This is a genomic window from Bradyrhizobium sp. BWA-3-5, from assembly GCF_032917985.1.
Classification (GTDB): Bacteria; Pseudomonadota; Alphaproteobacteria; order Rhizobiales; family Xanthobacteraceae; genus Bradyrhizobium.
In genome coordinates this window covers 1-20,851 of record NZ_CP136627.1, presented here as the reverse complement: position 1 = coordinate 20,851, position 20,851 = coordinate 1, and the positions used below count along the sequence as shown (strand labels likewise).

The 20,851-nt window shown below is 57.2% G+C and carries 23 protein-coding genes and 2 pseudogenes; 13 read left to right on the top strand and 12 right to left on the bottom strand.

Features of this window, described 5'->3' with window-relative positions; genetic code table 11:
* Window positions 1-46: 46 nt before the first annotated feature.
* Window positions 47-817: pseudogene (locus tag RX331_RS38010) on the top strand (CBASS oligonucleotide cyclase); the annotation flags it as partial.
* 377 nt (window positions 818-1,194) lie between these two features.
* On the opposite strand, the gene RX331_RS38005 reads toward RX331_RS38010, so the two are convergent.
* The 4 genes from RX331_RS38005 to RX331_RS37990 all read right to left on the bottom strand — a co-directional run bounded on the left by RX331_RS38005 (window position 1,195) and on the right by RX331_RS37990 (window position 6,621).
* Window positions 1,195-1,875: an HAD family hydrolase gene (locus RX331_RS38005; RefSeq protein WP_317252652.1), complete on the bottom strand. Its 681-nt coding sequence runs from the start codon at window positions 1,873-1,875 to the stop codon at window positions 1,195-1,197.
* 9 nt (window positions 1,876-1,884) lie between these two features.
* Window positions 1,885-3,471, bottom strand: coding sequence for a hypothetical protein (locus tag RX331_RS38000; protein ID WP_317252651.1), 1,587 nt, complete (start codon window positions 3,469-3,471; stop codon window positions 1,885-1,887).
* 1,201 nt (window positions 3,472-4,672) lie between these two features.
* Window positions 4,673-5,548 carry an enoyl-CoA hydratase-related protein gene (locus tag RX331_RS37995; protein ID WP_317252650.1) on the bottom strand — a complete coding sequence of 292 codons (876 nt, stop codon included), beginning with the start codon at window positions 5,546-5,548 and terminating at the stop codon, window positions 4,673-4,675.
* Window positions 5,545-6,621 carry a LacI family DNA-binding transcriptional regulator gene (locus tag RX331_RS37990; protein ID WP_317252649.1) on the bottom strand — a complete coding sequence of 359 codons (1,077 nt, stop codon included), beginning with the start codon at window positions 6,619-6,621 and terminating at the stop codon, window positions 5,545-5,547. Before RX331_RS37990 ends, RX331_RS37995 begins: the two co-directional genes overlap by 4 nt.
* A gap of 300 nt (window positions 6,622-6,921) precedes the next feature.
* On the opposite strand from RX331_RS37990, the gene RX331_RS37985 reads away from it, so the two are divergent.
* Together RX331_RS37985 and RX331_RS37980 are read left to right on the top strand one after the other, a co-directional pair.
* Window positions 6,922-7,833, top strand: coding sequence for a CoA transferase (locus RX331_RS37985; protein WP_317252648.1), 912 nt, complete (start codon window positions 6,922-6,924; stop codon window positions 7,831-7,833).
* Complete coding sequence (locus RX331_RS37980) at window positions 7,727-8,134, top strand: CoA transferase (protein WP_317258252.1); 408 nt, start codon at window positions 7,727-7,729, stop codon at window positions 8,132-8,134. The genes RX331_RS37985 and RX331_RS37980 overlap by 107 nt, the downstream gene beginning before the upstream one ends.
* Window positions 8,135-9,040: 906 nt before the next feature.
* Here the strand turns inward: RX331_RS37980 and RX331_RS37975 are convergent.
* Window positions 9,041-9,328 carry a hypothetical protein gene (locus RX331_RS37975; RefSeq protein ID WP_317252647.1) on the bottom strand — a complete coding sequence of 96 codons (288 nt, stop codon included), beginning with the start codon at window positions 9,326-9,328 and terminating at the stop codon, window positions 9,041-9,043.
* Between the two features lie 177 nt (window positions 9,329-9,505).
* Between RX331_RS37975 and RX331_RS37970 the strand changes: the two genes are divergently transcribed.
* Window positions 9,506-9,802: a hypothetical protein gene (locus tag RX331_RS37970; protein WP_317252646.1), complete on the top strand. Its 297-nt coding sequence runs from the start codon at window positions 9,506-9,508 to the stop codon at window positions 9,800-9,802.
* Window positions 9,803-9,810: 8 nt separating this feature from the next.
* The gene (locus RX331_RS37965) at window positions 9,811-10,350 is read left to right on the top strand and encodes a hypothetical protein (RefSeq protein WP_317252645.1); all 540 of its coding nucleotides are present in this window, start codon (window positions 9,811-9,813) and stop codon (window positions 10,348-10,350) included.
* Window positions 10,351-10,435: 85 nt separating this feature from the next.
* On the opposite strand, the gene RX331_RS37960 is transcribed toward RX331_RS37965, so the two are convergent.
* Window positions 10,436-10,657, bottom strand: coding sequence for a hypothetical protein (locus RX331_RS37960; protein ID WP_317252644.1), 222 nt, complete (start codon window positions 10,655-10,657; stop codon window positions 10,436-10,438).
* A 296-nt stretch (window positions 10,658-10,953) separates the two neighbouring features.
* Here RX331_RS37960 and RX331_RS37955 point away from each other — a divergent pair, with 296 nt between their 5' ends.
* Window positions 10,954-11,169: a hypothetical protein gene (locus RX331_RS37955; RefSeq protein WP_317252643.1), complete on the top strand. Its 216-nt coding sequence runs from the start codon at window positions 10,954-10,956 to the stop codon at window positions 11,167-11,169.
* 40 nt (window positions 11,170-11,209) lie between these two features.
* On the opposite strand, the gene RX331_RS37950 is transcribed toward RX331_RS37955, so the two are convergent.
* From RX331_RS37950 to RX331_RS37935, 4 genes are read right to left on the bottom strand one after another with little or no spacing between them, the layout of a single operon-like run.
* Window positions 11,210-11,449 carry a hypothetical protein gene (locus RX331_RS37950; protein ID WP_317252642.1) on the bottom strand — a complete coding sequence of 80 codons (240 nt, stop codon included), beginning with the start codon at window positions 11,447-11,449 and terminating at the stop codon, window positions 11,210-11,212.
* Between the two features lie 8 nt (window positions 11,450-11,457).
* Complete coding sequence (locus RX331_RS37945) at window positions 11,458-11,649, bottom strand: hypothetical protein (protein ID WP_317252641.1); 192 nt, start codon at window positions 11,647-11,649, stop codon at window positions 11,458-11,460.
* Between the two features lie 57 nt (window positions 11,650-11,706).
* A complete protein-coding gene (locus RX331_RS37940) occupies window positions 11,707-11,976 on the bottom strand; it encodes a DUF1883 domain-containing protein (protein WP_317252640.1) in 270 nt (89 codons plus the stop codon).
* Between the two features lie 59 nt (window positions 11,977-12,035).
* A complete protein-coding gene (locus tag RX331_RS37935) occupies window positions 12,036-12,221 on the bottom strand; it encodes a YjzC family protein (protein WP_317252639.1) in 186 nt (61 codons plus the stop codon).
* A gap of 283 nt (window positions 12,222-12,504) precedes the next feature.
* Here RX331_RS37935 and RX331_RS37930 point away from each other — a divergent pair, with 283 nt between their 5' ends.
* From RX331_RS37930 to tnpC, 6 genes and pseudogenes are all read left to right on the top strand, one after another.
* The gene (locus tag RX331_RS37930) at window positions 12,505-12,804 is read left to right on the top strand and encodes a DUF1778 domain-containing protein (protein WP_317252638.1); all 300 of its coding nucleotides are present in this window, start codon (window positions 12,505-12,507) and stop codon (window positions 12,802-12,804) included.
* A complete protein-coding gene (locus RX331_RS37925; RefSeq protein WP_317252637.1) occupies window positions 12,792-13,313 on the top strand; it encodes a GNAT family N-acetyltransferase in 522 nt (173 codons plus the stop codon). The genes RX331_RS37930 and RX331_RS37925 overlap by 13 nt, the downstream gene beginning before the upstream one ends.
* Before the next feature lie 557 nt (window positions 13,314-13,870).
* Window positions 13,871-14,200: a transposase gene (locus RX331_RS37920; protein WP_317252636.1), complete on the top strand. Its 330-nt coding sequence runs from the start codon at window positions 13,871-13,873 to the stop codon at window positions 14,198-14,200.
* On the top strand, window positions 14,166-14,294 hold the full coding sequence (locus RX331_RS37915) for a hypothetical protein (RefSeq protein ID WP_317258380.1): 129 nt from the start codon (window positions 14,166-14,168) through the stop codon (window positions 14,292-14,294). The genes RX331_RS37920 and RX331_RS37915 overlap by 35 nt, the downstream gene beginning before the upstream one ends.
* Window positions 14,291-14,644, top strand: coding sequence for an IS66 family insertion sequence element accessory protein TnpB (gene tnpB, locus RX331_RS37910; RefSeq protein ID WP_317252635.1), 354 nt, complete (start codon window positions 14,291-14,293; stop codon window positions 14,642-14,644). The genes RX331_RS37915 and tnpB overlap by 4 nt, the downstream gene beginning before the upstream one ends.
* A 69-nt stretch (window positions 14,645-14,713) precedes the next feature.
* Window positions 14,714-16,311 (top strand): annotated as a pseudogene (gene tnpC, locus RX331_RS37905) (IS66 family transposase).
* A gap of 70 nt (window positions 16,312-16,381) precedes the next feature.
* Here the strand turns inward: tnpC and RX331_RS37900 are convergent.
* Window positions 16,382-16,741 carry a hypothetical protein gene (locus RX331_RS37900; protein ID WP_317252634.1) on the bottom strand — a complete coding sequence of 120 codons (360 nt, stop codon included), beginning with the start codon at window positions 16,739-16,741 and terminating at the stop codon, window positions 16,382-16,384.
* Between the two features lie 533 nt (window positions 16,742-17,274).
* Here RX331_RS37900 and RX331_RS37895 point away from each other — a divergent pair.
* Window positions 17,275-17,775, top strand: coding sequence for a hypothetical protein (locus tag RX331_RS37895; protein WP_317252633.1), 501 nt, complete (start codon window positions 17,275-17,277; stop codon window positions 17,773-17,775).
* A 1,618-nt stretch (window positions 17,776-19,393) separates the two neighbouring features.
* Here the strand turns inward: RX331_RS37895 and RX331_RS37890 are convergent.
* A partial coding sequence (locus RX331_RS37890) for an IS4 family transposase (RefSeq protein WP_317252632.1) occupies window positions 19,394-20,851 on the bottom strand: 1,458 nt, incomplete at its 5' end.

The following is a 20,851-nucleotide window of genomic DNA, read 5'->3' as shown; positions in this document are numbered from 1 at the left end:
ATTCGGGTTGCGGGTGGGTGGACGCCGAACGAGAAAGGAAGCGGTGATGGCGTTGAGAAATACGGAACTGCGCTACTACGACAGCAATGTCCTGCGCCTCCCTGACGACAAGCGGAAGGAATATCATGAACAGGTGGATCGCCCGATCGCCGAACTGTGCAAGTCCGTCCGCGACAAGACCGAGATCAAGATCACAAGGGTAGTAAAAGCTGGCTCCTTCGCCAAATATACCATCTTACGAGAGACGAGCGTCGATCCCGGCGATGTCGATGTGGTGTTCTATATTTCTGGACGTGATGCCGACAAGGAGACGCTCGATAGTCTGAACAACACCATCTACGACCTGCTGATCAACAGTATCCCAACAAGTCGGCCGAAGATTTCGAGATCCAGCGCAAGGCTGCGACCGTGACCTTTGTCGGCACGGGCTGAGCGTCGACATCGTCCCGGTGATCCAGGACGAGAACCGGTCAGGCTATTTGACATCCGTGACGGGTCGAAAATCCAGACCTGCGCTCCCTGCAAGATGAATTTCGTCCGGGATCGCAAGAACCAGGACGGCGATTTCCGCACGCTGATCCGCTTAGGAAGAAGTGGCGCAACTATGCTGAGATCAAGCCGCTCAAATCCTTCGCTATCGAACTCATCACGACCCATATGCTGGCGATGCAGGGTAATCTCGGGAGCATCGAGCTGCGCTTGCGGAATTTCCGTCTCTACATCGCCCAATCGGGTTTGAAAGAGCGGATTAGCTTGCCCCGAGAATACGGCACCGTTCGGGACCTTCAACGATTGCGTGGTCATCCTCCACCCTGTTTTGCCCATACCGCGAAGCCATGCAAGGCAAGGCTCTTTCTCAACGCCACTGCATTCGGCCTCTGATTGCGACATCGACATTATTCCGTCGCTAAACAGCCAGGTCGTCCTTGATTGTGACATTGCGGATCGCGTGTTCGTATCCATAAAGTTAAAACCGTACTTTGGGGCTGTTCGGCCAGCGTGCATTGAAGCAGTACCTCGCGAAGGCGAGGACAAAACGACAGCATCTATATGCCGCTCCAATTCAGCAACGGAAGCCCGTTCATAGGCACCCAAGCCGATCCGTGCCAGTTCCCGTGCTTCCCGCGCCGATAAGGCCGCTTCTTTGTCCGCCGCCGTAGGGGGTGGGAGTAAAGCCGAGTTTCAGCCATGGTCCTATACGTTCCGAAGAAAGCCGTGCCTTTGCAAAATTGGCAGCACCTCATGATGGTCATGAATGATGTAATCCGGCTGCGCAGCCTGCAAACGCGACTCGGAAACAAACCCGCCGGTAATGGATATGCTGATAAGCCCAAGCTCGCGCGCAATATCCGTTTCAATCGGCATATCGCCGATGATGAAGGTCGACTCGGGCTTCAGATTATTTGCTTGCATATACAGGCGAAGCCGTTCGCCTTTGCTCATGCTTTTGAATTGAGTGGCGCGGCTTTCGAAGGCGAGAACGTCGTTGACGCAATCGTCGATTCCGAGCCTGCGGATTTGCGAACGAAGAGGGTCGACTATATAGCTGCTGAGAACGATCGTTGAGACCGCCTGTTGACGTGCCGTTTCCAAAATGCAGCGGGCGCCTTTGCGCAGATGAGCCTTGCTCGCCAAGGGTTCGTAGGTATCGTGAAAAATAGCGCTGCCATCGCTATCCACGATTGCGGCTTCACCTTCCGACATTCCGACACTGCGGTATAGGACGGAAAGCGGGAGCTCGCACTGTTCCCGAAAAGTTGGCATATCGATCTCGGCGCGACCGAAGCGGCCTAAAAGGGCATTGATCGTTTTCAGCAACGCATCGGCATCGTCGAGCAGCGTGCCGTTCCAATCGAATACTAGAGTCGGTTTCATGATGTGACCTTAGGCAACGGCTGATTCTGGGAAGGGAAGATCGGAGATTAACTTGTCCAAATTCTTGTTCGCGCGTTTTTGCCCCGCTGGGGTTGGCATCTCGAACGTAAACGGCGACAAATCGATTCCATTATGCCCTTGCGGAAGCAAGGATACGAGAACTTGGAAGGGTAGATAAGTGACAGTCGCAGAGTTGATGGATACGGCAATTGTGCTTTCGATGACCCTGAGCATTTGCGGTTCGATGTTATGAAAGCGCAGGCTTTGCTTCCGCTGTTCGGGTTGCAAAGTTTTCCATATTTGCCAGAAGGCCAACTCCTCCATCGTGTCGATACCCATGCCGTAGTAATTTGGCGCCACTATAGGCGGTGAACCGATTGCCCAATGCACAGCTTTGGCTCCGGCGGAAAGGAGCATGTTCGTGACAGCCCGACTTGTGTCGCCGCGAATGAGAGCTTCATCGACCATGATTATGGTGCTGTCAGCGACGTCCTTCTCTGCGACACGGTATTTTTTGGAAATAAGAGATATGCGCTTATCAACGATGCCTACAAGCGTCCGTTGAGAAAATTGCGTGGCGATGACTTCCTGACGTCGAAAGATGGCGCCATCCTCGACCAATGATGCAAAAAGACCATCAGCATACGGCCCGCCGGTTCGCGGCATGGAAGAAACGATAATAGGGGCGGTCCCCACTTCAGCTGTCAGTCTCGGCGCGATAAGTTTACCAAGAGCCGCTCCGATATTGTAACGGGTTTCGAGATGAGATTGTCGTTTTGATGTGTCGGGGCTCCCTAGGTAAAGCGTTTCGTAGGCGCACAGCCTGGTGTTATGTCGAGCATCGCATACAGAGCGATCAAGGCATTCTCCCGTTCTTCCGTTCACATACTTGATGTGGCCCGGTAAAATTTCCTCCGCCTTGCCTTGGAGTCCGGAAAAGGCACAGTTTTCCGAAGCAAAAAGCAGAAAGCCATCGTCGGTTTGCATGAATTCCAAAGGTCGTAAACCGTATCTGTTGCGGAAAGCAATGAGATTTCCCTCACCATCCAACAAGAGTGCGCTGACGGCACCATCGATGCGGTTATCGATCTCTCGAAACAGTGTTTTGTGATTCACCGGCAGACCATGCCGCCAATAATGAGCTTGACAAGTGCGCTCAATCAGCTTGAGCAAGAGTTCGGCATCCGTTTCGCCATCAAAGCTATGCCCTTGAGCGAGCAATTCTTTCCTAATCTCATCAGCATTGACCAAAGCCCCGTCTAAAGAAATCGCCAAATGGCGGTAACCGGCTTGATGGTTGTGAACAGGCTGAACGTCGTTCTCGTCGTGTTCCCTGCTAGACGGGCTACGAATGTGTGCAATCGCTGCGTGAGGCCTGAAATCGGCGTACTGTTCATCGTAGTCGATCGTTGTTAGATCGCGTGGCGGCTGAGACGACTTTGTATATTGAACGCGCTTTTCATGCATGAAAGCGGCGAGACCAAACCCCGCCTGTCCGCGAAGTGCAAGTTTCGGAAGCATGTGCTTAAGCCGATCATAAACCGTCTCCCGTGAACGACTTGACGGCAACAGAACAGCGCCAGCAACACCAGACATGCAATTTATCCTTCAAAGACGACAATTGTTGTCGTCGTCATTCGACACTGCGAGTGTCGTGTTCAACCAAGACCCCGCGTCCCACTCCGAGACTAAGACAGATGTATTCCGCCGGCGCGACGCGAAGCACGTCGTTGTTCTGCTCGCTTTTAGCAAGGCTTGTGCCAGCGTCTTAAATGGCACAGCTCACGCCGGCAGATCGCTACGGCTCTGGAAATACGAGTGTTTTGATCAAGCGGGTGCCGATCCAAGCTGTTCGATCCACGACATGTTGGCCGGGGCGCGACACGTCTTACGCAAACAGGCGTCACGAATTGAACGTCCGTAGTCGGAGCGGCGCTAAGGTGAGAGTCACCCGCCTGCGGTGTCGCGGTAATGGTTACAAGTATCATTGGCTTCCGGTGCACTATATGCGGTGCCCGTGAGCGCTGATGGCGCGATCAATAACAAGAACACGTACCTGACCGTCAAAGCTCGGCGGCTTGGCCGATGGCAGGCCGCAGGATCGGCCGACTCTCCCTTTAGGCGCAACGTGCGCTCCGGTTTCGAGTCGATGGGATCATAGGAAGTGGGCAGGCCAGCTGCAGATGATCGATGCCGTTAAAGCGCTCGGCATTGATCCCGCCGATGTCGCAGCCGGCTCGCTGACATCACGTTCATAGCCGTCTTTCTGTGAAAATCCGCGTCCCTAACCGAAGACCATCAAGTGATTTTCAAAGAAAAGATGGATCTGTCCATGAAGAGGACGGCGATGCGGCTCTCATAGACGTGCGGTCTCGGTCGAGACGGGACGGGCTTACAACGTCGAAACATCGGCGGCGACAGCTAGATGGCGCTTTCCGCTGGTACCAGTGCACGGCCGTGCCGCTCAGCATCTGGCCGTAGCGTTCGGGAATGGTTCGGCATTTGGATGAATGTGCACCACGACAAACTTTCTGGCCGGCACAATGGCCCATCGAGGCTCACCGGGACGCAACTGAGGCCGCCGGCGACATTCTGAACTGGTCGGTCAAGCAGCTGGCCGAGCGAAGTGGAATGTCGCGCGAGTTCATTCGCCGGCCTGTGGAGTACAACGGCAGTCCGCCGATTTTCGACGAGTTGATGGAATCCTCTGAGCAGGTTTTCGGTTGCGAGAATCGAATTGTTTCCCCTGGTTGTTAAGCCATTGAAAGCTTTGGCGAAGCAGAGCTCTGATGATCTTCTAAGTCCCCCGATAGCTAGGCGACCGCTTCTCAAAAAAGGCGTTCATTCCCTCTTGCTGGTCGGACGTCGTAAATGCGTGCCTGATGGCTTGTCGTTCAAATTCGAGACCGGCATCAAGCGTGGTTTGGTAGGCGGCGAGTACAGCCGCTTTAGCCAGTTCCGTGGAACGCGGCGGCTTGTGCGCGATAACTTCGGCAACTTCGAGAGCGCGACTCTGTGCCTTGCCGTCTGCCGTGACCTCGGCAACAAGCCCAGCTTGATGGGCTGCGCGCGCAGAGATCGGTTCTCCGGTCAGGATCATGAGCATCGCGAGCGACTTGCCGGCCACGCGGGTCAACCGCTGGGTTGCTCCGTCGCCCGGCAATATCCCAATATTAATCTCCGGCTGCCCGAAGGTTGCGCCTTCACCGGCGATTACGATGTCGGCCAGGAGCGCGAGCTCGTGACCACCGCCAAAGCAAATCCCCTCAATTGCGGCAATAAGTGGTTTGGGGAAATTGGCGATATCCCGCCAGGCAGAACGTCGTGCGGAATTGTCGACGGCTTCGAACCCTCGTTGCTGCATTTCCTTGATATCGGCGCCGGCGGAAAAGAACGTATCGCTGCCACGAAGAAGGACGCAGCGGACGTCATCATCCAGCGCGGCCTTGCGAAGGGCGGCCCCGAGTTCCGCGATCAGATCATTGCTCAGGGCGTTTCGTTTGGATGCCCTATTCAATGTCAAGAGCACCACATGCGGCAGGGGTGAGGTCCAAAGAATGAGGTCAGGCTTGGCGTTCAAGGGTAGCACCTTTGCAAGTTGCGGATCAGCGGATTTACACAAATCGTTTTCGCGAATGCCGTCCTGCATGCCAGCTAGCTTGCGAGGCTTCATCGTGGCCGCCTCGGCAGGCGGTCGGCTATCCGTGGTGGCGCGGTGGACGACCGCATCACCAGCCGGTAGGGCAACAGGATGCTCTTGGGGACGGGCCTTCCCGCGATCGCATTAATTAGATAGTCGGCTGCGCCGCGGCCGATTTCCGCGGCGGGAATCCTAATTGTCGTAAGCGGCGGATCCACCTGGGCGGACAGTTCCACGTCGTCAAAGCCGGTAATTGAAAGCGCCTGCGGCACGCTCAAACCCATGTTGCGGGCTTCCGACATCGCGCCGATGGCCAGCGTGTCGGTCGTGCAGATCACGGCGGTCGTGTCGGGATGGTCAGTGAGCAGTTGGCGAAGCGCGCTTTGTCCTTGCGCGAGCGAGTAGTCGGCCCTGATGACTTGAGTCGGCTGGAGCTGGATACCGGCTTCAGCGAGAGCGCGCTGAATGCCATCGAGTCGCGCGCGCGAACGGTCATTCGACGGCGGAATGTTGGCAATTGCACCGAAACGAACGTGTCCCAGGCTCAGAAGAAATTCAGTCATTTCGCGAGTGGCACGTTCGTTGTCGATGCCAATGGCGGGAATGCCGCCGCCCGCCTTAGAAACGTAAGTCGTAATGACGGGAACACCAGTTTGCTCTACCAAAGTTCTCAATTCGCGACCATGCGAGCCCCCCACGAGCACAATGCCGTCGATGCCGCGCTCGATGAGGCTCTGCATCTCCTGCAACTCGCGGCGTTGATCATACTGCGAATTGGCGATGAATAATGTGTAGCCGCTTTCGCTTAGGCGGTTCTGCAGGGCCTCCACGCCTTCGGCAAAGATTCCAAGGCCTAGCGTCGGAACAATCGCGCCGATCGTCCGCATGCGTCCCGATTTTAGTGCCCGGGCCGCACTGTCCGGCGTATAGGAGAGATTGGCGATGTAGCGCATCACTTTGTCGCGCAGTTCGGGCCTGACAATTTCTGGATGATTTAGAACCCGCGACACCGTCGCCGGCGACACGTTTGCCTTTCTCGCGACGTCCTCGATCTTCACCCTGGGCTGCGACCGGCCTTTGGGATCGGCGATCGATTTTTTGTCCATCTGATCTGCTCGGATTGGCCCATAACGGGCTGTTAACATCCGTTGGAGGTGAACCACCTGGAGGATTGCTAATCTCAAGCTAGTGTGCAGGAGATCCGTGGTTCTCATTGAACATTATTTGAGCGTCCAAGCCACATCAAGCAGAGCGCGCCGGCGGCCATGCTCTGAATGTGCAGCGCTTAACTAGCTTGACGCCCCCGATCGGGGCGACTAACCTGAAAACGATTTCAGAAAAGCGAAGATGGCGGAATGTTGCCGACATTGACGCGAGATAATTAAAGGGACCCAGCAAGAACAGTTATGGTCGATCTTCTCAAGGGCGTTCGGGTCCTGAGCTTCAATCACTTCCTGATGGGGCCTATGGGTGTGCAATTTCTCGCCGACCTCGGCGCGGACGTGATCGCTGTGGAGCCGCCAGACGGCGCCTTCCAGCGGAAATGGGGTGGGGCAGACAAGCAGGTAGATGGTCAATCCATGCTGCTTCTGACCGGCAATCGCAACAAGCGGAGCCTGACGCTCGATCTCAAGAAGCCGGACGCGGTTCTGGTTGCGAAGAAACTGATCGCAACATCGGACGTCATCAGCGAGAACTTCCGCCCTGGCGTGCTCGACAAGCTTGGGCTTGGATATGAGGACGCCAGGAATATTAAATCCGACATCATCTATGCCGCAGCGTCCGGATATGGCCCGGACGGCCCGTACGTGAATCGACCCGGCCAGGACCTCTTGGTTCAAGCGTTGGCGGGGCTTGCTACCATCACGGGAAGCCGCGATCACGGCCCCCGAGCGGTGGGTGTTTCGGCAGTTGATCATCACGGCGCCGCTCTCTTTGCGGCTGGCATCCTAGCCGCATTGGTAAGAAAAGCGCGCACGGGGCAGGGGTGTCGGGTCGATGTCAGCCTACTGTCTGCAGCGCTCGACCTCCAAATGGAGTCGTTCACCTGCTATCTCAACGGGCAAAGACCCAACGACGTGCGCCAGCCGGGTCCGATCGCAGGATGGTATTATGGCGCACCGTACGGCATCTATGCTACGGGTGACGGGCACATCGCGATCTCGCTCGGATCGCTCGACGTGCTGGCAGATGCGCTTTCAATTCCCGCCGATCAGCGCGTTCCCGACACCGAAGCTTATCGGCGGCGCGATCACATCGGCAGCAATTGCGGCCAACATCGCCAAACGCACGACATCGGAGTGCCTTGCGCTGCTTGAGGCTGGCGGAATCTGGCACGCCCGCATCAACGACTATTCCGACGTCGTCGTCGATCCGCAGGTGATTCACAACAAGAGCTTCCAGGTTGTGAAAGGGGCGACGGGGGCGCCGATTACCCTCGTCAGCCATCCCGTGTGTTATGACGGCGAGGTACCGGAAATACGTTTGCCGCCGCAGCCGCTCGGGGCACAGACGGAAGAAATCTTGAAGGAGCTCGGCTACGACGCCCAGCAATTGAAGGACCTCTACGACAAACGCGCCGTCGGCTCAGTGACATCCCTTCACGCAAAAGAGCTTTAGCAACAGCGAGCTCCCGCCCGCTTTCGGTCTGCTCTTTCCACCGTCGCGCTCGCCCTCGTCAGCAGGAAACGCGCTGGAGCAGCAATTGATCGCGGCTTTGACGGGCACGGGCGAGTTCCTTGCCTTTAATAGCTCGACCGAGGCACTGCAAATTGGATCGCAGGTGGTCCTGCGACTTCTGCCCGGGCCCGGCAAGAAGGAAAGCAATCCATTCCGAGCGAACTTGAGCTGCGCTTGGGCGACGGAAGCTACACCGGTCGCGGCCTGTCTTGATTCCAGTCGGATCTCACCTACGAGCTTGTTCCGTCTGGAAACATCCCACTCGGGTTTACCTACAAGCACGGCAACAATCAGGATACGGACGTCTTCGCTAGCTCATACCGGGTCGTCTGATCGGGAAGCTCTGATTGGCGCAGGCGCGATCATGTTTGCTCGCCGCCCTGCATCTGCCCGCTATTCTCGCCGCAAGGTCTCGATTAAAGGAGAAAGGCAAGATTCGCGAGCGATCCGCCGCGGTGCCGTTGCGGAAGCAACAACCCGCCAGCCGAGTTTCACCGGCCCGTGGCAGGCACGAGCACCTCGGTCAAAGGACGATGCTCGCCGGGTGGTGTTTCGTGTAAGTAATTGTAATGAGGCCCGACTACATACCCCGCACTCTTCATCTCGAAACCGCGGTCATTTCCGAAGTTGATCTGCTCGCTCAGCACCAGGTCATCATCGTTCTCGCCGAACCAGGGGCGGGAAGGACAGAGCTCTTGCAGAGCCTTGCGGAAAGGCTCGGAGTTCAATCGTACAGGATTCGCAGCGCGAGTCAGCCATGCGTTAAATCATCCTGGCCGCTGTCCATACACCGGCCAGCTATCGCGACTCACCAGCGGCTTCCTAGAGGCTTTGACGGGAGGGCCCTCACCAGGGTTCGAAACGAGACTCGCCATTCGGCGGATTGATAATGCGCAGGCTCCATTTCGTCGAGCCGTCCGCCGACTGACAATCGATCTTCTCGATCCTCCGGCGCGCGTCCTCGCCCATCTGTGTGTTTGTAAGTGGGACCGGACAATTGACACCATGCATTTCAATAATTTGACGAGTGAATCTTTGGAACTCTGGGCGCTTCCGGTAGTCAATGGTGGTTCCGGTCGCTGGGACCGCAAGAATCAGCATCGCTAGGGAGGACAGCAAAAAGAAAATCCGCATGGTGCGCCCCGTCAGCAGTCAGTCACAACTTACCAGTAAATAAATTGTTGCTAGGCCGCTCAAGCCAGGGGATTCATTAGCGACTTACTTTTGATGTTTCCCCGATTTGTCCCCCTTGCAAGCCCTTTCCAAATGACTCGTTCACAGCGTCGTGCGTCACCATCACGGGGCTGATTAATGACTGAATTGTATCTGCCGACGACCATCTATCGCGAAATCATTGAACGCCTGCTGCCCGTCGCGGGCGCCGGCAATGCCGATCAGATCACGGCCGTTCTCGGTCCGCTGGCAAAGGATCGCCTGGTGCCGCTGGCGGATCGCCTGGCACGCCTGGCGCCATGCCCGGCGTGCGGCATGGTGACCAGTAACGAGGTCAAAATCGCACTAGGTGAGGCAGGCGACATCTGGCCGAATCACATCCGGAGCGCAGTGGCGCTCGCGCACTATGAGGATCATGTGGCGCAGTTTCACTGATTGCGCTCTTGCAAGACGCGAAATGGCCGCGCGGCGCACCCCTGCGCGGCCTTTTTATTGCATCGTATTCTTCCTATCGCATTCCTATTTTTTTTGCTCTACGTGGGACGCCCCGTAATCAACCGATCAGAGGTATTGCGCTAATGCAAACTGAAATCGATCCGGCCTATCTCGCCAAATCCAAGCCGCTCGCGAAAGCGCTTACACCGTTGGCCAGGCACTCGAAATGCAACGCAAGGCATTTTTCCCCCAAGCGATCGCACCGAATGCTACAAGCTCTAGGTTGCTATAACGGCACGGCGGAAGAGCACAACGTTATCTTTGATGCCGTTGAGCAAAAGACCTGCGGCGACTGCTGGGAAAAATCGGAGGAACGGCGCAAGTCAGACGTGGGGCAATCCTACGAAGAGTGGATGCAGGATTTTGAACCGGCCAAGATCGAGCCACTTGATGAGCGAGACGTCCCGGCCGAGCATGTCCACATAATCAAAGCGGAAGGGGATGCGGACGACATTCCCGATCGCCTACACATTATCCGGCGAGAATGATCGACGCTCTGTAGCTTTAATCGCGACGCAGCATTGAAAAGTAACATCGGGCGCGGATCACTCCGCGCCTTTTTTGTTGCGCGAACTACGCCCAGGTTGATGCACGGGATTTTGCCGCATTCTCAGCGGCAATAACCAGGGCCTCGGAGAGTTTGAGCGCCTGTTCGGCCGTCACCTGAAAATGAACGCCCACAACGCTAGCGATAGAGAGAGTGATCTCGTCATCGATCTGCTCAACTATGATTGCGGCCGACTCGTCGATTTCGATCACCGCGACAAGGGAGAGGTCGTCAGGGTCCTTCACCATCACTACAACTCCGCGGGCCACCCCGGTGCAACATCAACCATCACCATCTCATGGACAGGCTGCGCACACGCGTGGCCGACCGGCGGGTTGTGGGGTTGGTCCGGCAGCGCAGCCTGCCGGCGAGATCATGGTCGGAAGACAGCGTAACGAGATCCTGCAGCTTCAGCGGGCCAACGTCTCGACGGCATCGGCTGAGCTGCTGCTAACGAGGATGCTGGCAAAGATCGAAGGGCTGTGCGCGGAGCGAGACCGGCTGGTCCGACGAAAGGACGCGTGCTAGGTGGCCGGAGTTGGTGATGGGCGAGCGGCTGAAATGGTACGACGACAAGGCCGACAACTCGCCGTGGATCGACGCGCTCGCCGAATTGCGTCAACAGGCCGCGCGCGAGGGCCATTGTTATCAGCACGTCCAGGCGATCACTGTCGCGATCGATCAGTACGCGGAAGCTGCCTTAGGCAATCGGAGCTATTTCTTGAACAAGCCCTACAGCACAGCATCGGCGGGTCATTAAAAGGTAATCAAGAGCCGTGATGCCACGGTGGCACGAGCGACTAAAGATTAAAACTGAGGATCATCGGCCGGTTTCCCTCCGACGCGGCGCTCTTTGCGCGTTGGAGTGCCGAATATCGAGCGTCGCGATCCAATCTCTTCAAAAGATCAGGATCGAAGACTGTTCCTGAAATGTCGTAGTCACCAGACGAGCGGCATCGGACCGTCTTTCCGTCAAAGGTTTCAACGGTAATATCCTCGGCCTCCGCCTCACAAACTGGGCAATTGATGTTGTTAGCCATGGTGAACACTACTCCTCCGATTTCAACCCATCTAGACGGGTTCGTAGAAGATCAAGGTCGGCTTGGAGAAGATGGATGCGCCCGCGGAAAGCCTTCAATTCGTCGGGTGTCAGGATCTGGTTGGCCTTCTCGGCATACTCAAGGCGCATGCTCGCTTTAAGTGTTTCGATGTCTCGCTTCAGCATTTCTTCTTCGGTCATGGCTTGCCTTCTTGTGAGCCTCGGCGGTCGCTTGGTGATGGAGAGCCTCAAGGCCCGCTAGGCAGCCTTGAGGTAGCTGATGCTGTAGCGAATATTTGCTTGGCCGCCCGCAAGATCGATCGTTACGTTCCAATACCCATCATGGGGTACGGCGACTCGGGCAGGCAACGCGCGAAAAAATCCGCCGTATGCCCGATGTTGGCGCCCAGAGCGGAAAGCTTGAAAATTGGAGTCGTCTGTCAGTCGTACGTTGCATTGGTGACTGCACTGAACCACAACCACGTCGCCGGCGTGCAGGAGCTCTCTAGTGTGTATAAAATCAGCCATCGCCTTTCTCCTGTTGAGTTCCCGTTGCTGCCTCGAGCAGCAACGGGAGTAGTCTTCGCTCAACGTCCGTTTTTGTGCTTGGTGGGGTCTACCAGCGTGTAGCCCATACCAGGCTTCGGAGTAGGGGGGAGCGGTTCACCCCGCGTGACAGTTCGTTCTTCGCCGGTCCCGCCGCCGCGCGGGCCGACTTGCTCGTACTGTCCCGAGCGGGGGGCTTCTTCACCAGGTTTGTAAATTTTAGCCATGACTGGCCCTCCTCATTGTGAGAGCCGGTGTTGACCGCGGGCGACGAACCGCTCATTTTGGTTCGCTGAAAAGCGCCTGTCCCACGTCGGCTCTCGACCCACGGGGCGGTTTCGGGCCGTCGGAAGTTCCAGTTCCGGCGGCCTTTTCTTAGGAACGAAAATACTGCGTACCGATTAACCTGTACGTCCAACGTATATACAGAATTGTGTTGACGTTGTCAATACAGCGTTATACGTTTGCTAATAAAAGAGAAAGAAAGAGTCTCGGTCATAGGAGGTTACAATGTCTGCCGCCGTTATGGAGACGCCAAGGGAGACAAAGCGCGATGCCGTCATCAATGTTCGCCTACCCACCAAGCTGCGGGATCTGATCGATAGCGCCGCGGCTGTGGTTGGGAAGACTAGGACCGATTTCATCCTGGAGAGCGCTAGAAAACACGCCGTCGACGTCCTTCTGGACCAAACGCTGTTTTCTCTCGAAACCGCCCAGTATGAAGAGTTTCTGCGTGTATTGGACGAACCTGTGCAGCCAAATGCCCGTCTCAAACAGCTGCTCGCGAGTAAGTCGCCATGGCAGAAATAAAGCCGTACGAAGAGGCGCTGGGACCAATCCTGGCACCAGCGCCTCTTCTTCCTTCACATGACGTTTCCCGCTTCGACTGTGGGAAAGTTCCCCTCAACGATTGGTTGAAGCATACGGCACTCAAGGCTGAGGCCCGTTCAGCGCGCTGCTATGTCGTTTTGCGACGCCAGCACGTAATCGGCTTTTATTGCCTCGCCGCCGGAGCTGTTGTTCACGAAGGGGCACCTAGGAAGTTGCGGCATAACATGCCCAGCCCCACCCCAATTGTGGTCATTGGTCGGCTTGCCATTGACAAGGAATATCAGGGACAAGGTCTTGGGCGTGCTCTTCTTCAAGACGCGCTTTTGCGGATTACGCGAGCGTCGGAGTTGGTGGGCGCTCGGGCTGTCGTTGTCCATGCAGTCGATCAGGAGGCCATTCCGTTCTACGCGCGATACGGTTTCAAGTCCTTTCTGCTGGGGAACCAAACGCTTTACTTGCCAATCGAAGAAATTATTCAGTCCCTTTAGCGGTGAAATACCTTTCGCCTTTTTGACTTATACTAAAGCTCGAAAGTGTGTTCGCTTGTTGATTTAGTTGAGCTTTGTCCGCCCTGTCACGGCGGAGGCCGCGGGTTCGAGTCCCGTCTCTCGCGCCATTTCTCATTGGCTTGGTGCTTGGTCTCCCGAGACTGCTCAAAAAACGTCGCTGCAAACAAAAGGCCGCCCTCAGGCGGCCGTTTTTATTCCAACCACTATCGATCTCTTTTAACGGAACGTCGAGATGCTTCGAGCTGGTGACCATCGGCTTGCTGGATCGCGTAGCCCGCCGCCGTTCTGATGCCGGTAGGATCGGTCAGCGCTTTTACGCGGGATCATCGATTTTGTTGATTTTGTCGACTCAGGTGCTCGTACCCAAGGAATTTCTTCAACTCTGAGGTGGGGACTAATCCGCGTAAAGCGGTATGGATCTGCGGGGTACATGTGTTTTGCGTTTCCGAAAACGATGGTAAGCGCTTAGCCGGAACTCTTGCTTCGGGATCGGTATAGCTGTGCAAAGAAGCCTCCGGCTTGGACGGAGGTTTGGAATGGGATTGGACAGCAAAAAGGACGTCCATTTGGGCGGCTCATCGGCGGGGTCGGTGAGCCGGCTTGAAGTTCTTGAAGGACCATCGGGGCGCCGCGTACGTTCGGAAGCTGAGAGAGCTCGGATCGTCGCCGAGAGTCTGTTACCCGGTGCCCAAGTGTCCGAGGTGGCGCGCAAGCACGGAGCGACGCGCTGGCAGATCTACGATTGGCGACGGCGGTTTCGACAGCGAGGCATGTTGCCGCCGTGCGAGGCGTCGCAGCCGACATTTCGCGCCGCTGATCGTGGAAGATGCGTTGGAGGAGCGTCAGGTTCCGGCGATCAAGCTTGAGATCGCGATCGGCGATGTCGTCCTGCGGACGGATACGGCCATTGATGCCGAGCAGCCGTCCCGGGTGATCCGCGCGCTGCGAGCATCACGATGATTGCGGCCGGTGCTGATCTGAAGATTTCCGTTGCAATGCGGCCGATGGACTGCCGCTGTGGCCATGATGGGCTTGCGGCGAAGGTGCAGGAGATGCTTCGTCTCGATCCGTTCAGCGGCGCAGCCTTCGTGTTCCGATCGAAACGAGCGGACCGGATCAAGATTTTGGTCTGGGATCGAACGGGCCTGGTGTTGGTGCACAAGCGTCTCGAAGGTTGCAAGTTCGTTTGGCCAACGATAGCGGACGGCGTGATGCGGATGTCGCCGGCGATGTTCGCGGCCTTGTTCGAGGGGCTGGATTGGAGGTTGGTCCGTCCAGAAGAAGCACGGCGCCCGCAGGCGGCGGGATAACTGCGGCAGAATGACTCGGAAGCTATTTTGAACGTGGCACGCGCGGCGGCGATATGCTCGAAATAGCGCATGAGCATCGCGGCGCTGCGCGACGAAAACGAACGCCTGAAGGCGCTTTTGGCGCAAACGCAGGCGGCCTTGAGCGAGCATCAGGGGGCGCTGGAGGCGTCGGAGGAAGCCCGACGCCGCCTGGAGGTCATTCTCGGTGAATTGCGACGCGACAGGTGGCGCGAAGTCCGAGAAGCTGCGACCAGATCAGTATCATTTGCCGCTCGAAGACGTGGAGATCGCGCAAGGCATCCTGGATGCCGCGCAGGAGAGAGCCGAGAAGGTCATCCAGGGCCGATCGCGAAACGCGACGGGTCAAAGCTCTCATCGCAATCGCGGCTGCTTGCCTGCCCATTTGCTGCGGGTGGAGCGGATCATCGAGCCTGCGAGCACGCTCTGCCCGTGCGGTTGCGGCGCCATGACGAAGATCGGCGAGGACGTCAGCAAGCGCCTTGACGTGATCCCGGCACAATGGCGCGTGCTGGTCACACGCCGCCCGAAATACATCTGCCGCCGCTGCTCCGACCCTGTCGTGCAGGCGCACGCGCCGGAGCACGTCGTACCCAGCGGGCTGCCGACCGAAGCGGCCATTGCGCACGTGATCGTCTCCAAGTTTGGCGACCATACGCCGTTTTACCGCCAGTCCGAGATCTATGCGCGCCAGGGCATCCGGCTCGATCGGGCGACACTGGGCAACTGGTCCGGTCGCGCCTGCTTCCATCTTCAACCCATCGTGGACCACATGCGCCGCCACCTGGCCATGGCGGATCGTCTGTTCATGGACGAAACCACGGCGCCGGTACTCGATCCGGGGCGCGGCCAAACGAAGAAAAGGCTACTTCTGGGCGATCGTGTCCGATGACCGCGGCCACAGCGGCCCAAGTCCGCCGATCGTGCTGTTCCGATATGCCCCCAGTCGCAGCGGTGCCTTCGCTGACAGTTCCTGGACGGCTTTGGCGGACGCTGACTGCAATGCGATGCCTATGACGGTTATGATCAGCTGACCAAAGTCGCTCGACTGCAAGGGCCTTGGAGGCTCGTGCATTGCTGGAGCCATTTGCGCCGGCGCTTCGTCAAATTGGCCCGCAACAGCAAATCGCCGATATCGCCAAGGCCGCCGTTCGGCACATCGCACAGCTTTACGCCATCGAAGCCATGGTGCGCGGTGCATCGCCGGACATCCGGCTGGCCGCGCGCAAGGAGCATTCGTTGGCTCTCGTCGCCGCTTTGAAAATGTGGTTCGAGAAGCAGCTGTCGATGATCTCCAGCGGCTCGACACTGGCCGAAGACATCAAGACATCCGCTATGCACTCAATCACTGGCAGGGGCTGACCCGCTTCCTCGAAGACGGGCGCCTCGAGCTCGACACCAACCCGGTCGAGAACGCCATCCGGCCAGTTTGCCTGACCAGGAAAAATGCGCTCTTCGCCGGTCATGAAATCGGGGCAGAAAACTGGGCCTTGCTCGCGTCGATCGTCGCCACCTGCAAGCTCAACGACGTCAACCCGGCTGCCTACATCGCCGAAACACTCGAGGCGATCATCGACGGCCATCCCCATAGCAGGATCGAAGACCTCATGCCGTGGCGATTCCGCAAAACGTCAAGCCAGCCTCAATAGGGTTCCGGCTAAGCGCTTACAAACGATGGTTTGTTCGCGCTCGGCTAACGCGAAGACGAAATGACGCGTATTACTTTGTCGTACAGCGGTTGAAGCGGGAAAAACCCATACGGGCGATTGTGTCGAGGAGGTCGGCCACGTCGTCGTCGGTAATGGATGCTGCCAGCAGGCGGCCCCATTGCTCTCGGCAGCGTTTCAAATACCCAACGTCATTTTTCCAGGACTTTTTGCGAGGTGCTTCCTCACCGCGTGGGCCCTTCGCATATTCATCTATGTATTTGTCGGCGAAGGCATCGAAAGTCAGCTGATCCGGCTTGGGCCGGCTCGCTCGCTTCTCCATAGCCGGGTCGGCGCCGTTCGCTATCGTGCCTAGGAGGATCTTGGCTTGGGTCCGAGCTGCCTCCGGCGCCATCTTACCAACGGCCGCCACGGTGTAGCGCCGAACTGGCGCTGTTCACCCGGTTCCAGCTCGATAGGCGAGGAAGGACTTGGTCCCGGTCGGGCGGATCCGCACCCCAAGCCGGGCGGCTTGGCGTCCAAACCGTGTATTCGGACGCGCGTTTTTCCAGGCTGTCGACCAGGCTCTTTGTGATGGTTTGACCGCTCATTTTGGCACCGCCAAGCACGGGGGAAGCACCGTGGGGCCAATCAGAGCATGCTGAAGCAAACACGAAGTAGCGAAGAGGTTAAATTTCGCATCCAAACCAGGAGGATAGCCAAGTGTAGCTAACTGCCTACGGGATTGTGCCGCTGTCTGGGAGACTAGGGGTCGGAGTTCAAATCCTCTCGCTCGGACCATCAAACCTTTAAAGCCAACGAAGAATGCAGAAGGGCGCAACAGGCGCCTTTCGTTGTTGCGCGCGACCATCCAGCTCTGCCCCCGCAATAAACCCCCGGTTAACTATGGATCGTTACGATCTGCCATGTCCGGGGGTGACCTCCCGGCCAAACGGAGCGGATGTTATGCCCGTCGAGATGTTGTCGTATGCCGAGTTGGGCGAAAGGCTCAAGGTTTCTCCGGAGGCCGCGCGTGCCCTGGTGAAGCGACATCGCTGGCCTCGTACCCGCGCCAATGATGGGAAGGCGCTCGTCCAAGTCGATCTCACCGAAATCAACCATTCCCCCATATCCCGTCCGCCGCAGGCGCAGACCGGTCAGCAGCTGGTCACCGCCCTCAAGCAGCAGATCGAGACCCTGCAGGCTGAGCTCACGGAAATGAAGGTGATTGCCAGCGGCTACCGCGGCGATTTCGAGCGAGAATGCGAGCGCACCAACAAGCTGCTGGCCGAGCTGCTTAAAGCAACCACTGAGACCATGGGAGCCCGCGAAAAGGCGGCGTTGCTCGAAGGCAAGCTCTCGATGATGACGCAGCCATGGCGGCGCCGGCTGGTCGATGCCTTCACGCTTGCCCTGCCGCAGGTCACCTCCAGCGCGCGCGAGAGCACTGCTTCGCCAGCTAATTGATCCGGTCCTTTCGGCCGTACACTTCTTGAGCACGATCTGGGCCGGCGGCTCGATCATAATCGTCGGCTTCCATGCCGCTCGAATTGACGTCAGGTCGATTTCTTTTTCGACCGGTCAAGTTCCGAGAGAGTCCCGATGACGATGAAATCGATCTCTCCCTCGGGAGTCTGAGTTTGGGATAGTGCGCAGCCTTGTCCCAATCGGTCAATTCCACACGTCTGTGGTGTCTGGCGACAGCGAGGCAAGATATTGTGGGCCGTCGATGAACGCATCGATGTCCCGGCTCAGTCGATGGTTGGTGTATATCATCAGGGCTGTTCGGCCACCCAGGATCGGACCGGCTGTTCCTGCCGTGTGAGATCCGAGAGTCCGTCGAGCGTCCGACCGAGGAGTTTACGCCATGCGCTCAAGTGCACTCTCCAATGCTGGGCTACTTTCGCCGGTTGTTGACTTCATCGCTTCATGGGAGGCCGCCAAATCTTGAATGGGAATGGCGTGGCGTTGTGCAAATTCCAGAACAAACTCAGGTCGTACTTCCGTGAAGAACGTTGTGATATGTGCAATCTAATTTCGCCAGTCTCTCGAGGTGATACGAGCCACAAGATCGGTCGAACTCATTGTTCGGCGATACGGAGCGTTCGTGGTGCCGAGAACGAGCTCATCAATATCATTTGGTCTGAAGGCGCGATTGGAATAGGGATGGCTGCCCTTCTCCGGTTTTGTCGCGGGAGGATCGGCATCAAGCGCATCCGCCAAGCCGCGCCGGCGATCCTCGAGGCGCTTCAGTGTCATGACGTCGTTGACGAGAACACGTCGATGCCTTCCGACCAACCGGAAAGGAAGCTGCCCGAACCCATCGTTGGTAAACCAGCGGCCGAGAGATGCCGAGAATTTCGGCAGCCTTCTCGGCTGAGATTTCCGGGTCTGATCTTAGCGGGAGAACCTCACCCGTTTCGGCCAGCGCTGTGAGAATGCTTCTCATCGCACGTAGCAGGGATGGCGGCAGTTCTGCCTTGAGTATCTGGCCGTCAGCGTGGGTAACGAACACACCGCTATCCTCAAGCGTTGACTCGATGTCCCTTGCGCGCCTCGTCCTGATCGCTACTTTAGACGGGTCAGATCTTCGGCCACGATGGCTTCCATCCGTAATAATTGAAATAAATGTAATATCTGTAGGTCTCGCAACAAGCGGTAAATTCGCAACGTTTGCTCCCGGAGCCGCCGTTAGCTTATACGTCAGCCACTACAATCTCTGCCGCGTTCATGAGGCGCTGCGGACCGCGCCAAGCGTCGCCCTTGGCGTGGCAGACCGGGTCTGGACTGTTGGTGATTTGTTAGACGCAGCGCTAGCAATCGAGCCAAACCGGCCGGTTCGGCGAAATTTCTGTGTAATCGACGGCGGAAAGACCTAAGATCAATCAACGCGCGGGCGCGTGATTGCCGTGTGGCTTTTGGCTCGCAGAGCCAGAGTCATCAGACGGCGAAGGCTGAACTGCCTTGTTGAACTCACTCATCACCTCCGTGACTAGCTAGGGTTCAGACTCAATTGATCCAATAGGCGACGATCGCGGCGAGGTGGACGGCAGCCAAGAAGTTTCGTAACCGTCCGGTGAGGCTTTCAATTACCCACAAATTCTCCTCCAACCATGACGCCCAGCGCGATGTCGGTGAGGCGTGACAGCCCGCGCCACATGAGGGTATTGCCGGGCGGCGGATCGCTGGCGCGGGCGAGATAACCGCCGAGCCGGGCGATCTTGATCAGATAGTGCGAGAGCGTTTTCTGTCTTACTTTTGGTTTGTCGTTGACGAGGCGATCGAGCACGCAGATTTCAGTCGCAGTCAACGCGAGGGTTGGCGGTGCGTCTGGGGCGGAACGGTTGAGCATCGTCATCCAGAAGATCCGCCAGCTCAGGATGCAAAAGAGCGAGATCAGATTGGTCAGACGCTGGGCGGTCCTGAGTTTCGACTCCTCAGCTTTGCAGCCCGATTTGAGGATCTTGTGGAACACCTCGATCTTCCATCTCAAAGCATACCATTCGAGCTTCTCAATGGCGTCGGTGCGGGAACCAACAGGCAGGTCGGTGATCAGCTTCCAATCGATCTTCTTTCTGTTTTTCGGCGTCCCGCGCTCTTCGGCATGGATCACCGTCAGGGTCAGAGCGGGATAGCGCTTCTGCTTTCCGATCGGCGGCAGGACGCGAATCTTGCGATACCTGATCTCAAGAACGGCCTGGTCGGGATCGCCGTTGCTGTCTCTGACCCCGATGCGATGGAGCCCTTTGACGGCGACCTCGTCCATTTCGTCGGCGATCGTGTGATCCCCGTCTCCAGCCAAGCGGTCGACGCAGGTCCTGATCAGGAAATGCGTTCCGATCTCCTGTGCTGCGCAGAAAAGCTCGTAGATGTCACTCTCGCGATCACCGATATGGATGCATCGTCCCGGATGATCCAAGAGTTGCGTAGACTGCTTGAGATTTTCCAACCACCGGACGCTTTCCTTTTTCTCGATCGGAATCCGGGTCGGATTGATCTTCTTTTTAAGCGCTGCCGTCCCCTTGAATTTCTTCCGGGTCCAGAACTTAATGGCCGCCAGCCCCAGCGGCACACCCTCGATTGTAACTGCGAGGCTCGAATGCATCAGGATGCCGCAAACCGTGTGCGATCTGAGGCGGCCCGCCTTATCTCGTCCACTGTTTATGCGCTTGGTGATGCCGATCGCTTCTGACTTTTCGCGTTGATAGCTAAATTCGGTTGTGTCGTGTAGCACAAGAACGAGACCTTCAGCGGCGGCGGCACGATCACGTGTCGATTGGAAATGGCCGGCCAGAATGTCCGCTTCGCTGACCCGGTCATTAGAAAAGAAGCGGTAGGCTGCCTTGGTATTCGCCCAATCCTGGCAGACGAGCGGAATGCTTTGTCCCATGGCGCTTCCAATCTGCGTGAGCAGTTTGCGGAATCTGTCGCCGAGCCGCGCGTCCCTAAACTCGCATCCACTGGTCTCTCGATCAATCCAACATTCACCTTCCAAGGATCGCAAACAGCCTTTTGTCGATCGATCCCTTAATCTCAGCCCCAT

Excerpts from the sequence above, each read along its gene's own strand:
- RX331_RS37955 (WP_317252643.1), top strand. The coding sequence starts at position 10,954 with ATGGGCGAGCGGCTGAAATGGTACGACGACAAGGCCGACAACTCGCCG.
- RX331_RS37970 (WP_317252646.1), top strand. The coding sequence starts at position 9,506 with ATGACTGAATTGTATCTGCCGACGACCATCTATCGCGAAATCATTGAA.
- RX331_RS37995 (WP_317252650.1), bottom strand. The coding sequence starts at position 5,548 with ATGAAGCCTCGCAAGCTAGCTGGCATGCAGGACGGCATTCGCGAAAAC.
- RX331_RS38005 (WP_317252652.1), bottom strand. The coding sequence starts at position 1,875 with ATGAAACCGACTCTAGTATTCGATTGGAACGGCACGCTGCTCGACGAT.
- RX331_RS37985 (WP_317252648.1), top strand. The coding sequence starts at position 6,922 with ATGGTCGATCTTCTCAAGGGCGTTCGGGTCCTGAGCTTCAATCACTTC.
- RX331_RS37950 (WP_317252642.1), bottom strand. The coding sequence starts at position 11,449 with ATGGCTAACAACATCAATTGCCCAGTTTGTGAGGCGGAGGCCGAGGAT.
- RX331_RS37990 (WP_317252649.1), bottom strand. The coding sequence starts at position 6,621 with ATGGACAAAAAATCGATCGCCGATCCCAAAGGCCGGTCGCAGCCCAGG.
- RX331_RS37940 (WP_317252640.1), bottom strand. The coding sequence starts at position 11,976 with ATGGCTGATTTTATACACACTAGAGAGCTCCTGCACGCCGGCGACGTG.
- RX331_RS37975 (WP_317252647.1), bottom strand. The coding sequence starts at position 9,328 with ATGCGGATTTTCTTTTTGCTGTCCTCCCTAGCGATGCTGATTCTTGCG.
- RX331_RS37935 (WP_317252639.1), bottom strand. The coding sequence starts at position 12,221 with ATGGCTAAAATTTACAAACCTGGTGAAGAAGCCCCCCGCTCGGGACAG.
- RX331_RS37945 (WP_317252641.1), bottom strand. The coding sequence starts at position 11,649 with ATGACCGAAGAAGAAATGCTGAAGCGAGACATCGAAACACTTAAAGCG.
- RX331_RS37895 (WP_317252633.1), top strand. The coding sequence starts at position 17,275 with ATGCCCGTCGAGATGTTGTCGTATGCCGAGTTGGGCGAAAGGCTCAAG.
- tnpB (WP_317252635.1), top strand. The coding sequence starts at position 14,291 with ATGATTGCGGCCGGTGCTGATCTGAAGATTTCCGTTGCAATGCGGCCG.
- RX331_RS37960 (WP_317252644.1), bottom strand. The coding sequence starts at position 10,657 with ATGGTGAAGGACCCTGACGACCTCTCCCTTGTCGCGGTGATCGAAATC.
- RX331_RS38000 (WP_317252651.1), bottom strand. The coding sequence starts at position 3,471 with ATGTCTGGTGTTGCTGGCGCTGTTCTGTTGCCGTCAAGTCGTTCACGG.
- RX331_RS37920 (WP_317252636.1), top strand. The coding sequence starts at position 13,871 with ATGGGATTGGACAGCAAAAAGGACGTCCATTTGGGCGGCTCATCGGCG.
- RX331_RS37930 (WP_317252638.1), top strand. The coding sequence starts at position 12,505 with ATGTCTGCCGCCGTTATGGAGACGCCAAGGGAGACAAAGCGCGATGCC.
- RX331_RS37925 (WP_317252637.1), top strand. The coding sequence starts at position 12,792 with ATGGCAGAAATAAAGCCGTACGAAGAGGCGCTGGGACCAATCCTGGCA.